13 protein-coding genes and 2 pseudogenes are annotated in these 14,340 nt (G+C 70.4%); 9 read left to right on the forward strand and 6 right to left on the reverse strand.

Features of this window, described 5'->3' with window-relative positions; all coding sequences use genetic code 11:
- The 3 genes from R6V09_RS29055 to R6V09_RS29065 all read left to right on the forward strand — a co-directional run.
- Positions 1-487, forward strand: a 487-nt coding sequence (locus R6V09_RS29055) for a DUF2690 domain-containing protein (RefSeq protein WP_317884413.1), incomplete at its 5' end; no start/stop codon positions are given.
- 319 nt (positions 488-806) lie between these two features.
- Positions 807-1,796, forward strand: coding sequence for a malate dehydrogenase (locus tag R6V09_RS29060; RefSeq protein ID WP_019055650.1), 990 nt, complete (start codon positions 807-809; stop codon positions 1,794-1,796).
- A gap of 140 nt (positions 1,797-1,936) precedes the next feature.
- Positions 1,937-2,698 carry a hypothetical protein gene (locus R6V09_RS29065; protein WP_317884414.1) on the forward strand — a complete coding sequence of 254 codons (762 nt, stop codon included), beginning with the start codon at positions 1,937-1,939 and terminating at the stop codon, positions 2,696-2,698.
- On the opposite strand, the gene R6V09_RS29070 is transcribed toward R6V09_RS29065, so the two are convergent.
- From R6V09_RS29070 to R6V09_RS29090, 5 genes and pseudogenes are all read right to left on the reverse strand, one after another.
- Positions 2,699-3,388: a siderophore-interacting protein gene (locus R6V09_RS29070; protein WP_317884415.1), complete on the reverse strand. Its 690-nt coding sequence runs from the start codon at positions 3,386-3,388 to the stop codon at positions 2,699-2,701.
- A gap of 41 nt (positions 3,389-3,429) precedes the next feature.
- Positions 3,430-3,807: pseudogene (locus R6V09_RS29075) on the reverse strand (MFS transporter); the annotation flags it as partial.
- Positions 3,808-3,813: 6 nt separating this feature from the next.
- Entirely contained in the window at positions 3,814-4,893 is a 1,080-nt protein-coding gene (locus R6V09_RS29080) for an alpha/beta hydrolase (protein WP_317884416.1), read from the reverse strand.
- Positions 4,890-5,681 carry an SDR family NAD(P)-dependent oxidoreductase gene (locus tag R6V09_RS29085; RefSeq protein ID WP_317884417.1) on the reverse strand — a complete coding sequence of 264 codons (792 nt, stop codon included), beginning with the start codon at positions 5,679-5,681 and terminating at the stop codon, positions 4,890-4,892. The genes R6V09_RS29080 and R6V09_RS29085 overlap by 4 nt, the downstream gene beginning before the upstream one ends.
- Positions 5,620-7,170, reverse strand: coding sequence for a flavin-containing monooxygenase (locus R6V09_RS29090; RefSeq protein ID WP_317884418.1), 1,551 nt, complete (start codon positions 7,168-7,170; stop codon positions 5,620-5,622). Before R6V09_RS29090 ends, R6V09_RS29085 begins: the two co-directional genes overlap by 62 nt.
- 119 nt (positions 7,171-7,289) lie before the next feature.
- Here R6V09_RS29090 and R6V09_RS29095 point away from each other — a divergent pair, with 119 nt between their 5' ends.
- Positions 7,290-8,306 carry an AraC family transcriptional regulator gene (locus R6V09_RS29095; RefSeq protein ID WP_317884419.1) on the forward strand — a complete coding sequence of 339 codons (1,017 nt, stop codon included), beginning with the start codon at positions 7,290-7,292 and terminating at the stop codon, positions 8,304-8,306.
- Positions 8,307-8,381: 75 nt separating this feature from the next.
- Positions 8,382-9,548 (forward strand): saccharopine dehydrogenase family protein, encoded by a 1,167-nt coding sequence (locus R6V09_RS29100; RefSeq protein ID WP_317884420.1) that lies wholly within the window; start codon positions 8,382-8,384, stop codon positions 9,546-9,548.
- A gap of 27 nt (positions 9,549-9,575) precedes the next feature.
- Here R6V09_RS29100 and R6V09_RS29105 read toward each other — a convergent pair whose 3' ends face one another.
- On the reverse strand, positions 9,576-10,517 hold the full coding sequence (locus tag R6V09_RS29105; RefSeq protein WP_317884421.1) for a bifunctional helix-turn-helix transcriptional regulator/GNAT family N-acetyltransferase: 942 nt from the start codon (positions 10,515-10,517) through the stop codon (positions 9,576-9,578).
- A gap of 193 nt (positions 10,518-10,710) precedes the next feature.
- On the opposite strand from R6V09_RS29105, the gene R6V09_RS29110 reads away from it, so the two are divergent.
- From R6V09_RS29110 to R6V09_RS29125, 4 genes and pseudogenes are all read left to right on the forward strand, one after another.
- Positions 10,711-12,504 (forward strand): hypothetical protein, encoded by a 1,794-nt coding sequence (locus tag R6V09_RS29110; protein WP_317884422.1) that lies wholly within the window; start codon positions 10,711-10,713, stop codon positions 12,502-12,504.
- Positions 12,491-12,844, forward strand: a complete 354-nt coding sequence (locus R6V09_RS29115) for a hypothetical protein (protein ID WP_317884423.1) — start codon at positions 12,491-12,493, stop codon at positions 12,842-12,844. The genes R6V09_RS29110 and R6V09_RS29115 overlap by 14 nt, the downstream gene beginning before the upstream one ends.
- Positions 12,845-12,995: 151 nt before the next feature.
- Positions 12,996-13,970 carry a hypothetical protein gene (locus R6V09_RS29120; protein WP_317884424.1) on the forward strand — a complete coding sequence of 325 codons (975 nt, stop codon included), beginning with the start codon at positions 12,996-12,998 and terminating at the stop codon, positions 13,968-13,970.
- Between the two features lie 151 nt (positions 13,971-14,121).
- Positions 14,122-14,340: pseudogene (locus R6V09_RS29125) on the forward strand (aldehyde dehydrogenase family protein); the annotation flags it as partial.

Raw genomic sequence — 14,340 nt, forward strand, 5'->3', positions numbered from 1 at the left:
GATGTTCGGCGCCGGGGTCGTCGGGGTGCTGGTCGTGATCGCGGCCGTGTTCCTGCTCACCAACCAAGGCGGCGGCGGGGGCAAGAAGACCGGCGCCACCCACACCTCGGCCTCACCGTCGGCCAGCACGAATCCCGATCTGCCGGCCGGAGTCAAGTGCGTGGGCGCGGGCTGCACCGGCAAGGACGCCGAGGCGATGGGCTGCACCACGGACGCGGGCGCGGTGACGACCGCCGAGACCGCGACCGTCGGCACGACCGTCGTCGAGGTCCGCTACAGCAAGACCTGCGGCGCCGCCTGGGGCCGGATCACCGCGGGTGTCCCGGGGGACTCCGTCCAGGTGAGCGCGGGCACCGCCAAGGAGAGCGACAGCATCACGACGGCCGGCGACAACATCGCCTACACCCCGATGGTCGCGGTGAAGGACGCCGGCGAGGCGAAGGCCTGTGTGACGCTCGCGTCCGGGCGGAAGGGGTGCACGGCCTAGTACGCGTATGTGGGGATTCTGTGAACGTGGGGAATGCCTGCCCCCGATCGGGGGCAGGCGGTCCATACCCCCACGGGAGTCCGGACCCCCGGTACCCCGACGGCGGTCGTCCGGTGTTCCTCTCCCGAGCCGGACGGCCGCCTTTTCCGTGCCCTGATCCGGACGCTGTGGGGTGGGCCACACGGACCCGGCAGTCCGCGATCCCGGATGCGCGATAGCCTGACCGGTGGATCTCTTGACGCCAAGAGATCGATCATTTGTACGTCCCGCACCCCGGGGCAGTGCCGCCCCACCGCCAGCTGTCATAACGGAGAACGCCATGACCCGCACTCCCGTGAACGTCACCGTCACCGGCGCGGCCGGCCAGATCGGTTACGCCCTGCTCTTCCGCATCGCCTCCGGCCAGCTGCTCGGCGCGGACGTGCCGGTCAAGCTGCGTCTCCTGGAGATCACCCCGGCGCTCAAGGCCGCCGAGGGCACGGCGATGGAGCTCGACGACTGCGCCTTCCCGCTCCTCCAGGGCATCGACATCACGGACGACCCGAACGTCGCCTTCGCCGGCACCAACGTCGCCCTCCTCGTCGGCGCCCGCCCCCGCACCAAGGGCATGGAGCGCGGCGACCTGCTCTCCGCCAACGGCGGCATCTTCAAGCCGCAGGGCAAGGCCATCAACGACAACGCCGCGGACGACATCAAGGTCCTCGTCGTCGGCAACCCGGCCAACACCAACGCGCTCATCGCGCAGGCCGCCGCCCCGGACGTACCGGCCGACCGCTTCACCGCGATGACCCGCCTCGACCACAACCGCGCGCTGACCCAGCTCGCGAAGAAGACGGGCACCACGGTCGCCGACATCAAGCGTCTGACCATCTGGGGCAACCACTCCGCCACCCAGTACCCCGACATCTTCCACGCCACGGTCGCCGGCAAGAACGCCGCCGAGACCGTGAACGACGAGAAGTGGCTGGCCGAGGAGTTCATCCCGACCGTCGCCAAGCGCGGCGCCGCGATCATCGAGGCCCGCGGCGCGTCCTCCGCGGCCTCCGCCGCCAACGCCGCCATCGACCACGTCCACACCTGGGTCAACGGCACGGCGGACGGCGACTGGACCTCGATGGGCATCCCGTCGGACGGCTCCTACGGCGTCCCGGAGGGCCTCATCTCCTCCTTCCCGGTCACCACCAAGGACGGCGTCTACGAGATCGTCCAGGGCCTGGACATCAACGAGTTCTCCCGCGCCCGCATCGACGCGTCGGTGAAGGAGCTGGAGGAGGAGCGCGAGGCGGTCCGCTCGCTCGGCCTGATCTAGTCGTCCGCGGGGCCGTTCTCGACGGCTCTGTCACGGGCTTGCACGGGCCCTGTTCCGGTTACGGCCGGAGCGGGGCCCGTTCCCTGTTTCTGCCGCTAACTTCGGAAGAGGTACGTGGTGGGTGATTCGGGGGGTTCGTGATGAGTGACTGGGATCGTTTCGGGGCGGAACGCGGGCCGAGCGAGGAGCGCGGGCAGGCGGCCTGGTCGGTGTGGTCGACGGCGGAGACACAGACCTCGCTGACCCCGCCCGCGTGGGTGTCGCCGCCGACACCCGTCCCGACTCCGGTTCCCGCGCCTGCTGCCGGGCGTCGTGCCTGGTGGTTGGTCCTCGCGGTGGCTCTCGCGGTGGTGGTGGGCGCGGGTGCCGGGGGAGGGGTCTGGTACCTCACGCACGACCGCGTCACGCACAAGCAGCACGTGGAGATGAGCGCGGGCGCGGCCGGGTCCGGATCGTCGTACCGCACCGCCAAGGACCCCACCGGCTACACGGTCGCCGTCCCCAAGGGCTGGACCCGCACCCAACGGCAGGGCGCGAAGGCTCCGGTGGTCACCTACGACTCCCCGGACGGCACCCGCCGCCTGCAGATCTTCCGCGTCTCGGAGAACTCCCCGGCCGAGTCCCTCGACCTCGCGGAGAACGACCCCGGCTACGGCTTCGCCCGCCAGCCCGGTTACCAGGTCATCGACCGTTCCTCCGGCGCCACTTGGGCCGAACTCACCTATCGCTACGACGACCAGGGCAAGGGTGCGCGTCGGGTGATCGACCACCGCTTCGAGGCGGCGGACGGCTCGCTCTACGCGGTCCGGTCCAGTGGTCCCGGGTCTCTCGATCCCGCCCTTGTCAGGGGCCCGCTCACCGCGGCGGTGGATTCCTTCTGCCCGGCGGGGACCAACTGCTGACTACTCCATCCCCCGCTTCCCCGGCGCCCAGAACGGCTTCGTGAGGACGGAGCGCCGGTCCCAGCCCAACTCCCGTACGAGCACCTGCCGTACCTGCTGCACGGTGCGGGCCTCACCGGCGACGTAGGCGATGCCCCCGGGTTCAGGGGCGAGACGCTGCACCGCGTCCGGGAGTGAAGTCCCGCCCCTGGTAAGCCAGTTGAGGCGGTCGGAGTGCGCCAACGGCAGCCGGTCCCCGCCCGACTCCGTCTCCACGCAACCGGAGACTCCCGCCCCCTCGGGCAGCGCGGCCAGCATCGCGCCGAAGGCGACGGAGGCGGTCTCCTCGCCGACGAAGACATGCCGGGAGGCGTCGGGGCGGAGCGTGAAAGTGCCCTCGGGCTTCCGCAGGCGCACCTGCTCGCCGACGCCGACGCTCTTCCCCCAACGGGCCCCGGGTCCCCCCTCGGTGTGGTCCAGCACGCACAACTCGACGGCGCCGGACGGGTCGTAGCGCCATATGGAGTACGTGCGCAGGGTCAGGCCGGTGACCAGGACGCGCACCTGCTGGCCGGGGCGGACGTCCAGCCCGGCCAGTGCTTCGCTCTCGACGCGGAGTCGGCGCATGCGGGCGGTGATCGGTTCGGCGGCGGTGACGATGCCGCGCAGGGTCACCAGGTCGAGGACGGGGTTCAGGAGGGCGGTGGGCACGGGGGCTCCTCAACTGGGCGGTGCGTGAGGGGAGTTGATGTTCAGGCGCGACGCGATATTACGCGTTTCTCGGCGGACGCGATAGTGCGTGTGGTGGTCTTGCGGTCGCGGTGTCCGATGATCACGACTGCGGTGGCCGCGAGGACGATGAGCGCCACCGTGCGCAGCGCCTGGCCCATGCCCTGGGCCAGGTCGGAGTGGGCGAGGACCGTGCCGGTGATCGCTACGCCGAGGGCCGCGCCGAGCAGACCGAGGCCGATGAGGGCGAGACCGGTGCCGATGACGGGACGTGGGCGGTGCGACCGGCGGACGGCGGGTTTCGGGACGAGGGCCATGCCGATCGTCAGCGGCACGATCGCGACACCGGTGACGGCGGCACCGTAGCCCTTGATGCCTTGCAGGTACTGGGAGTTGACGTAGAGACGTCAGCGGGTGCCTGAGGCAAGCGCCGAGCGGATGGCTTTTGCCGCGGTGAGCAGGGCGTCCTGTGCCGGGGGGCAGATGCCCGGAACGTTGATGGCGCTGTGCGCGAGGCTCGGTGTCCGTAGCAGGGTGACGGGCACACCGGCCAGTTCGAGTCTGCGGGCGTAGGCCTCGCCTTCGTCGCGCAGGACGTCGAATCCGGCGGTCGAGATGTAGGCCGGTGCGACCCCGGACAGGTCGTCGGCCAGCAGCGGGGAGATGCGCGGATCGGTGGCCGACCCGTGGTCGCCCAGGTAGGACCGCCGGTAGAGGTCCATGTCGGCCTCGGTCATGGTGAACCCCTCGCCGAACAGCCGGTACGACTCCCGCTTCGTCGACAGATCGGTGACCGGCTGGAAGAGCACCTGAAGCGCCGGAGTCGGCGACGGCCCGAGGCGAGCGGCACGAGCCGTCTCCTGGGCGACTACGGCCGCCAGGTTCCCGCCCGCGCTCTCGCCGCTGACGCCGATGCGGGCCGGGTCCAGCCCGTACTTCTCGGCGTGGGTCGCCACATGGGTGTAGGCGCCGAGCGCGTCGTCGAGAGCGGCCGGGAACGGGTTCTCCGGGGCCAGCCGGTAGTGGACCGAGATCACGACGATGCCGGCGTGGTGCGCCAGCCACCGGGAGACGGCGTCGGCCGCGTCGAGGTCACCCAGGGTCCAGCCGCCCCCGTGGAAGTGGACGAGCCCGCCGGCGGGGCCGGTGAGTCCGGCCGGGCGGTAGATCCGGGCCGGCAGGTCGAGGTGAGCGCCGGGAATCACGATGTCCTCGATCGTCTCGACCGGCAGCTCGTCGCCGAAGATCCATGCTTCCGCCGACAGTTGCGTGCGGGCCTTCTCGATCGGCATGGAGGCGAAGTCGCTCCAGCGGGCGAGGCGCATCAGACTCAGACCGACCTGGGTGTTGACGTCCAGCGTCTGGCCGTCGACCACGGTCGGCCGGCCCGCGAGCCTGCGCTTGACGGGAGCGGGGAGCCTGACCAGGCTCCGCACGACGAGCCGTGCGACGCGATCGGCCAGTGCGTGCTTGACATGTGCCTTCATCGCTTCGTCACTCCAGGGTATGTACCGAACACTTCACTGACTCCGAACATCCGTTGCAGCCGGGCGTCCACAGAGGGCGCGACGAGGGCCAGCGACGCCTGGATGCGCTGTTCGAGCGGCGCCACGACGATCTCGTCGACGTTCTTCTCGATGCTGCGGATCACCGCTCGCGTGACATCGTCCGGCGACACCGTCCGCACGCCCCTGGGCAGTTCGACTCCGCTGTCGGCATACATCCCGGCGTCGCTCACGAAGGTCGGCTCGACGATCGAGACACCGACTCCCGTGCCGTACAGGTCCTGGCGGTGCGCGAGCGCGAACCCGCGCAGGCCGAACTTGGTGGAGTTGTACAGCGCCGAACCCTTGGAAGCGGTGCGACCGGCCAGCGACCCGATGAGCACGATGTGGCCGCGCCCGCGTCCGACCAGCTGTGGTGTGACGGCTCGCGCGAGCAGGATCGGTGTGACCAGGTTGACGTCGAGGGCGCGGGTGATCTCCTCCTCGGAGAAGTCGACCACCTGGCCGACCGCCGAGAGCCCCGCGTTGCTGATGAGGATGTCGACCGGGCCGGCTTCGTCCAGCAGCCGTGTGACATCGGCGGGGACCGACAGGTCGGCGGCGATCGTCGTCGCGCCGATCTCGGCGGCGAGACGTTCGAGGGCGTCCATCCGCCGGCCCGTGAGGATCAACTCGGCGCCACGGGCGCGCAGTTCCCGGGCCATGCCGCTACCGAGGCCACCGGTCGCGCCGGTCAGCAGGATGCGGGATCCGCTCAGTCTCACGTTCATTGTTTCTCCTGGGTGGGAGGCCGCGGGCGCCAATGGGCTCCAGATGGAAGTCGGACTCGTCGAGCCGGCGGGTGCGTGCCGCGTACTCGAAGGTGAAGCCGGGCCACTGGATGGTGTTCTTGCCGGCCGCGGTCCGGTACCAGCTGTCGCATTCCTGGGCCCAGACACTGCTGCGGATGCGTTGCTGGAGAGCGGCGTTGGAATCGGCCTGCACGGTGGACCAGACCTCCAGCCAGGCGATGTCTCCCCTGGCCAGCCGCCTGACCGCTTGAAGCACGTAGTTGATCTGGGCTTCCAGCATCAGTACGACCGAGCTGTGGCCGAGTCCGGTGTTCGGTCCGTAGAGGATGAACAGGTTGGGGAATCCGGCGACGCTGATGCCCAGGTGCGCTTCGGCGCCGTCCTGCCATTCCTCGTGCAGCACCCGGCCGTCGCGACCGGTGACGTGCATCGGGCCGAGGACTTCGGTGGCCTTGAAACCGGTGCCGTAGATGATCGCGTCGACTTCGTGGAGTCCGCCGTCGGAGGTCTTGACGCCGGTGGGGGTGACTTCGGTGATCGCCGAGGTCACGACGTCGACGTTGGCGCGAGTCAGTGTTCCGTAGTACTCGTTGGAGAGGAGGATGCGCTTGCAGCCGATGGGGTCCGAAGGGGTCAACTCGGTGCGCAGCGCGTCGTCCGGGACCTGACGCGAGATGTTGCGCCGGAACTGCCGGTCGGCGAGTCCGAGCAGCCGGGGAAACCTGGTGAACGCGGCGCCGCGTGGTTCCAGCTGCCAGTAGGTGAGCCAGCGTGAGAGCCGCTGCAGACCCGGAATCCTGCGGAACGCCGTCCGGGCGATCGGAGCGTAGACGTGGTCCGGCTTGGGGATGACGTGCGCGGCGTCCTTCTGGAACAGCGTCAGTCGCGCCACGCGAGGTGCGATGGCCGGGACGAACTGGATGGCCGAGGCGCCCGTGCCGACGACGGCGACGGACTTTCCGGTCAGGTCGTAGTCGTGGTTCCAGGTCGCGGAGTGGAACTGCTCGCCCTGGAAGCTGTCGAGTCCGGGGATGGCGGGGACGAGCGGACGGTTCAGGAGGCCGGTGGCGGCGATGAGGATGTCGGCGACATGGACGGACCCGTCCTCAAGGGTTATTGCCCAGGTGGCCGACTCCTCGTCGAATTCCGCGGCGGTCACCTGGGCGTTGAAACGGATGTGGGGTGTGATGCCGAATCTGTCCGCGGTGTCCCGCAGGTACTGGTGGATCTCGGCCTGCGGTGCGAAGCGCCGGGACCATTCGGTGTTCTGGGCGAACGAGTAGGAGTACAGGTGGGAGGGGACGTCGCAGGCGGCGCCCGGATATGTGTTGTCCCGCCAGCAGCCGCCGACGTCGTCGGCCTTCTCGAAGAGCGTCAGGTCGTGGAATCCGGCCCGCTTGAGCTGTGCGGCCATGCCGAGACCGGCGAAGCCGGTGCCGATGATCGCGATCGAGGCGGTGTGCGCCATCTGTCAGGCCCTTCCGTGGAGCGTCCTGACCTCGATGTTCCGCGCCTCGATCACTGTGAAGGAGGTGTCTGTCGGCGCCGGAGTTGTTAGATTCGGCGGAGGCTCGAACGGAGGCGCCGATGGTTCAGTGGGAGATTCCCCGACCGCCGACCAGCCTGTCGGTGCTGTTCGACCTCGGTGTCGAGCTCGGTGTGCCCGCGACCGCGTCCCTGGCCGGCAGCGGACTCACCGAAGCGGCGCTGCGTGACACCGGCACCGAGGTGACCGCACGGCAGGAACAGCTGGTGGTCGGCAACCTGCTGGCGGCGACCGGTGGCCGGGGCCGTCTCGGACTGGAGGCCGGCAGCCGCTTCCACCTCACGTCCTTCGGCTTCTGGGGTTTCGCCCTGGTGAGCAGCCCGACCCTCGGTGCCGCGATCAAGGTCGCGCTTCAGTACCTCGACCTCACGTACGCGTGGTCGCACTTCGACCTCCGTCACACCGGAGACGAGGCCCAGTTGGTCCTCACCACCCCGGACGTGCCCGAGCCGTTGCGGCGCTTCAGCATCGAACGCGATCTCGCGGTCACCGCCACGCTGCAACGGGAACTGTTCTCCACCCAGCTCCTGGCCCGACGGCTGGTGCTCCCGTTCCCGCCCGCGGACCCGGAGCGCTACGAGCAGGTTCTGGGCATCACGCCGGAGTTCGACGGCGACGAGACGGTCCTCGCCCTGGACGCCGCCCTGCTCGACCTGCCGATGCCACAGGCCAACGCGCATGCCCAGGCGCTCGCACAGGAGCAGTGCCGGGAGCTGCTCGACCGCAACAGCGCCCGTACCGGTGTGGCGGGCCGGGTGCGCGACCTGCTGCTGGCACGGCCGGGTGACCCGCCGACGGCCGAACACGTCGCCCGCGAGCTGATGATGAGTTCCCGTACCCTCCGCGAACTCCTGGCCGCCGAGCGGACTTCCTACCGCGAACTGCTGGCGGAGATCCGGGAGCGGCTCGCCGAGGAGATGCTCAGCGGCGGACTCACGGTCGCCCAGGCCGCCGAACGGCTCGGCTATCAGGAAGTGTCCAGTTTCTCGCACGCGTTCCGCCGCTGGAAGGGGATGGGACCGCGCGCGTACCGGACCGCCCTGCGAAGTCCGGACTGAGGCCGCCGAAAGCCACAAGTACTTCGCCGAACCGAGGCTTTCCCCTCGCCCGGGCGATGGCCGAGAGTCACGGCCATGCGCACCTACGCCATCGTCGTCTTCGGAGCGACCGGCTTCACCGGCCGGCTCGCCGCCGCATACCTGACCGAACACCTGCCGGCCGGCGCCCGCTGGGCCATCGCGGGCCGCAGCGCCCGGAAACTGGAGGCTGTCCGGGACGGTCTGGACCTGCCCGACCTGCCGATCCTCGTCGCGGACTCCTCCGACCCGGCGGCGCTCGCGAAGGTCGCCGCCTCGACCCGGGTCCTGATCACGACCGTGGGCCCCTACCTGAAGTACGGCGAGGCACTCGTGAAGGCCTGCGCGGAAGCGGGCACCGACTACCTCGACCTGGCGGCCGAGCAGGAGTTCGTCGACACCATGTCGGTGAAGTACCGCGACACCGCCACCACCAGTGGCGCCAGGATCGTGCACTCGGCGGGCTTCGACTCGGTGCCGCACGACCTCGGCACGTACTTCACCGTCAAACACCTCCCCGAGGACGTGCCGATCACCGTCGACGGAGTCGTCCAGACCTCGGCGGACATCTCGGGCGGCACCTATCACACGGTCGTCAACTACCTTTCCCGGCTGCGCCAGTGGCGTGCCGCGGCCCGGGCCCGTGCCGCCGTCGAAGGGCAGCCGGCGGGGCGCGTCTCGCGGAATCCGGGCGGGCGGCCGACGCGCCGCTTCGGACTCTGGCTCGTGCCGTTTCCCGGTGTCGACGGTCAGAACGTCGCGTACTCGGGCAGGCTGCTCGACCGGTACGGACCGGACTTCACCTACCGCCACTGGATCGGAACCCGGCGCTTTCCGGCCGCGGCCGGGATCATCGGTCTGGTCGGCGCATTGCTGGTCGGTGCGCAGATCAGGCCGCTGCGGTCGGTACTGCTCAAGTTGCGTGACCCGGGCGCGGGGCCGACGGCGGAGGTCCGCGCCAGGAGCACGTTCACCGTCACCTTCCACGGCACCGGTGGCGACCGGCACGTGGTCTGCCGGGTGTCCGGCGGCGACCCCGGCTACACCGAGACGGCCAAGATCCTCGGCGAAGCCGCCATGAGCCTCGCCTTCGACGACCTGCCGCCGACGGCCGGTCCGGTCACGCCGGCCGCCGCCATGGGCGACGCGCTGATCGACCGCCTGGTCACGGCCGGGATCACGTTCGAACTCGTCGAGGAGCGACAGTCCGAGCCGAGGACCTGACGGCGGCGGTTCGTGGCCGACGGTTTCTCAGCGGGCGCCGCGCCCGTCCTGTTTGCGCGGCCGTTCGGGCGCCAGCCGCTTCTCGAACCAGTGGTCCGCGTAGACATGGTCCACATAGGCCGGGATCTCCGCGTACCCGCACGCCCGGTACATCGCCTGCGCCTCCGTGAGCACCGCGTGCGTGTCGAGTCGTACGACGGTCAAGTCGTGTGCCACGGCGGCTCGTTCGAGCTCCGTCAGGATGCGGCGGGCCAGGCCGAGGCGGCGGGCGGCTGGGTGCACCCAGACGTGCCGGATCTCGCCCGTGCCCGGCTCCAGGGTGCGCAGCGCCCCGCAGCCGATCGGCCGCCCCTCCTCGTACGCGACGAAGAACGCGCCCGCCTCCCCGGTGACCTCCTCCGGCCGCACGAGGTCGGTCTTGTCGAAGCCCTCCGGGAAGCGGGTGTCGAGGTCGGCGGCGTAGGCGTCCAGGCAGCGGCGGGCGTCCTCGGCGGCGCCGTCGACCAGGGCGACCGTGATGCCGGCCAGCCGGAGGAGACGTTGGGTGGTCGCCAACGCCCGGGTCAGCTCGGTGCGTTGGGGCGCGGTGAGGGTGGTGAGGAGGCCGGCGGCGAGCGCGTCGGCACGGCGGTTCTGCTCCTTGACCTCGACACGGCCGGCCGGGGTCAGCTCGATCAGGCGCAGTCGGGTGTCGTGCGGGGGCACGGTCAGCCGGACCAGGCCCTGCGCCTCAAGGGACTTCGCCATCCGGCTCAAGTAGCCCGCGTCCAGGGCGAGTCGGCCGCGCAGCTCCCGCAGGGAGACGCCATCGCCGATCTCGAAGAGCAGCCGTGCCTCGCCGAGCGGGCGGTCCTGGCCGAGGTAGTGGTCGTCGAGGGCGCCGATACGGCGGGTGAAGTAGCGGTTGAAACGGCGGAAGGCCGAGATCTCCTCCACCGGCACCGGTTCTGATTCCGTCACTGGCTCCATATTTCTTTGACTTTAGTCAAAGGACTCGGGGGAGTCCAGTGCTGTGCAGTACAGGTCACAGGAGATCCCTCTTGACATTTCCCTTTCCCAGGCAACCTTCGTCCCTCTATGCTGACTCTTTGTCAATTAACTGCTGGGACACGGTTGTTCAGCAGGGGCAGTGCCGGGTCAGTCCACGCATCGGGGGAGTCGCGTGAGTACCGCTTTCGTGCCGCAACAGCCGCAGCCGGCCACCAGCACAGGGGGCCCACCAGGACCGCCGCACACCCCGCCGCACGCCAGCGAAGCCACCCGGCTGCTGTGCGCGGGCACGTACCTGGACTCCGGCTACCGTGACCGGGTCATCGAGGAACTGCACCTCAACGAGCAGCGGATCGTGGCTCCTTCGTTCGGCTTCGACGCGGCCCGCGTCCTCGCGCACGCGCTGCGGGCCCGCCGCCAGGAGTTGCAGTGGGCCGGGGCGATCCTGGGCCTGTGGGTGGTGGGCTCGGTGCTCAGCGGCTGGCTGCTGGCCGACTTCCTGCTCCCCGGCCTCTCCCTCGCGATCGGCGGCTGGATCAGGGGCCGGGCCGCGCAGCCGCCGCTGTACCGGCTGGTGCCCGCCTTCCTGTTCCGCTGGTGGGGCCGCTTGATGTTCGCGTTCCTGCTTGTCGTCACGGTGATGGTGGCCTTCGGCGCGGGCTCGGACGACTCGTCCTCGAACGGTTCGGCCTACGGCTCCTACGGCTCCTCGGGCTCGCCCGGTCTCTACGGCGACGGCTCCTCCAGCGCCTCCGACCTGCTGGTCCCCGATACCGGCGACTACACCCATCTGTTCAAGCCCTGGCAGGCCTGGCTCACCCTCGTCCTGCTCGCCCTGATCGCGCTCTGCCTGGTCGCCCAACGCGACCGGTTCGTACGGGTGCTGGCCGCCGAGCTGTCCCCGGAGCGCTTCCCGGACGTCGCGAGCGACCCCGCCGAGCAGAGCGAGGGCCAGCGCTTCCGGTGGCTCAGGGACCGGGTGCGGGTCGAGCAGCACGCGCCGCTGGTCATGTACCACGAGGCCCGTCCGTTCTGCGGGGCCGGTGTGCCTGAGGACACCTGGGTGCTCGCGGTCGAACTCCGGCCCGATCCCGAGAAGGAGCAGCGACCGATCAGCAACCGTACGGTCCTGGAGACGATCCGCCCCCTGCTTGCCCAGCTGCGGCTGCCCGCCGACTACGCCGTCCACCTGGGACGCGACCGGCTGCGCAGGCTGGAGATCGACGAGTGCGTGTTCCTGCCCGTCGAGGGACTGCTGCGGCGTGAGGAGGCGCCGTACCACCCGCAGGCCTTCGAGGACCACCGGGCGCGCGCGGTCGAGGAGGGTGCCGAGAAACGGCGGCACTTCCTGCGCATCCGCGTCGGCGGCTGGGAGGAGGAGCTGGTCGTCACGGTGTTCGTGCGCATCCACACCCAGGGCCGCATGCTCACCCTGGAGATCGCCCCGCACGTCCTGCTGCCGGTCCGCGAGGACTTCAAGAACGCGGACCGTACGGCCCACCGCTTCCGCCACAACAACGTGCTCGGCAAAGCCTCCTGGGGGCTCGCCCGGGTGCCCCGCTCCGCGGTCGGCTCCGTGGCCGTCCTCGGCCGGGCCGTGCACTACGGCTGGCGGCTGCTGACCGGCGGCTACGCGGGCGCGCTGCCCGACGGACCGGCCCTGTCGGTAAGGGAGTTGGGGTCGGCGTCCGCCGGGTCGACGTTCCAGGACATGGACGTCGAGCGGTATCTGCGCAACGTGCAGGACCGGGTCGCCAACGGTGTGCGGAACGCGCTCGCCGAAGCCGGCTATCTGACGGGCGAGTTCGTCCAGAAGATCACGAACATCAGCAACAACACCGTCCACGCGGACAAGGTGGAGGGCAGCACTTTCGTGGTCGGCGACCACGGGTCCGCCTCCTCCACTCACACCACGAACCAGGCTTCGACCGCTACGAAGGGACCCGCCCCCGATGGCAACGGATGAGCCGAACGTCAGCTTCGGAAACGTCTCCCACAGCACCTTCGCCGTCGGCAGTCACGCGCAGGCCGTCAGCCACCACGGCACGGCACCGCAGCGCGACGAGGCGGCCGAGGAGCTGCTGACGGCCGTACGCGAACTGCGTGCCGACCTCGCCCGGGTGCGCGGCACCGATCGGACGGCGGCGCTGGACGCGGCGCTCGCCGACACGGAGGACGAGATCACCCGCACCGGACAGGCGGCCCCGACGCGCCGCGAGCGCCTGCGGGAACTGCTCGCCGACTCGCAGGCCCTGCTGACCGTGCTCGCGTCGGCCGGAGCCGTGGCCGGGCTGGTGGGACTGTGAGCGGGACCAGGAGAGGGGCGCGATGAGTGGGGGACCGGGACCGCGTTACTGGAACGAGGAGACCCAGCGCTGGGAGGACGCCGAGGGGACGGGGGGTCAGGCGAGCACGGGAAGTACGGGGAGTCCAGGGGGCACGGGGACGGTGAGCCCGGTGGCTCCGACGGCCCCCGTGACGCCTCCGCCACCGCCGCTCCCGGACTCCGTACCGGAGTGGACCGCCGCGGACGTGCCGGGTGACACCCGTAAGGCGCCTCCGGGTCTGCCTCCCGCCCCGCCGCCGGGCCCGGCGACCGGGCCCGCCGAGGCGAGCACCTGGCACGGGCCGACAGCCACCGGCGCCGACACGGGGGCCGGTGTCCGGCCCTCACCCGAGCCGTTGATCAGCACCGGTGTGCCCGCCGCTCAGCCCCGTCCCGGGTTCAGTGGGCGAGTCGTCTGGTCGGTGGTCGTCGGTGCCGCCGTGGTCGGTGTGGTCGTGAGTCTGGTGCTCACCCGGGTGGTCGGCTCGGGGGACGACGACGGCAAGGGCAGCCACACGATCGCCGCCGGTTCGACATCGCCGGGGCCCACGGACGTGTCTCCGTCTCCGTCTCCGTCCCCGTCGGTCGACACCGGGACCGCGTCCCCGTCCGCCTCTGCCCCCGGACTCCCCGTGGGATACCAGCTGCACGAGGACCCCGAGCGCTTCCGGATCGCCTACCCGGACGGCTGGACCCGCTCCACGGCGCCGTCGTCGTACGGCATGGACGTGGTGAACTACCGCAGCGCGGACAGTGAACACCGTGTGCAGGTGTACCAGGTCGAGGAACCGTCCCCTGATGCCTCGTTCGACGAGTTCCTGTCGGACCGCACGGCGAAGGCGCCCGGTTTCCGGGAGATCGCCCGGGAGAACCTGGACGACGGCACCTTCACCGCCTCCCGCCTGGAGTACACCGCCGACTCCATCAGGGGCGAGCCCGACATCGGCACCTGGCACGTCTACGACGAGCGGTTCGTGGCCTCCGACGGCAACAACTACGCCATCGCCGTCTACGGCCCCGACGCGGACGGCTCGGCCGACGAGCTGGAGCTGCTCAACACGGCCCTGTCCTGGTTCTGCCCGCCCGACGGCGGCTGTTCCGTTTAGTCACCCTTTGTTCCCATGTCGAGTGACCCGGCCCACTTTCGGCCAGGCATTGCGCATGCATACGGGCGTCCCGGGCAGGCGCTCGCAGTCCCCGAGAGTGACAGTTAGGTGACGCCGGGGTGCTGAACAGGAACGGAAGGCAATACCGATCATGGCCGACAAGACGGAACAGCAGGCGGGGAAGACCATTCACGCGGGCGGGGAGTGGCTGGAAGCGGTCTCCGGAGCCACCCGCGAGATCATCGACCCCGCGGACGGGCTGTCGTTCGCCGTGGTCGCGGAGGGCGACGAGAAGGACACCGACATAGCCGTCGCCGCCGCCCGCGCCGCCTTCGACGGCGGAGAGGGCGCCTGGCCGCGCACCCCCGTC

Origin of the sequence: Streptomyces sp. W16, assembly GCF_033194735.1 — a bacterium.
Classification (GTDB): domain Bacteria; phylum Actinomycetota; class Actinomycetes; order Streptomycetales; family Streptomycetaceae; genus Streptomyces.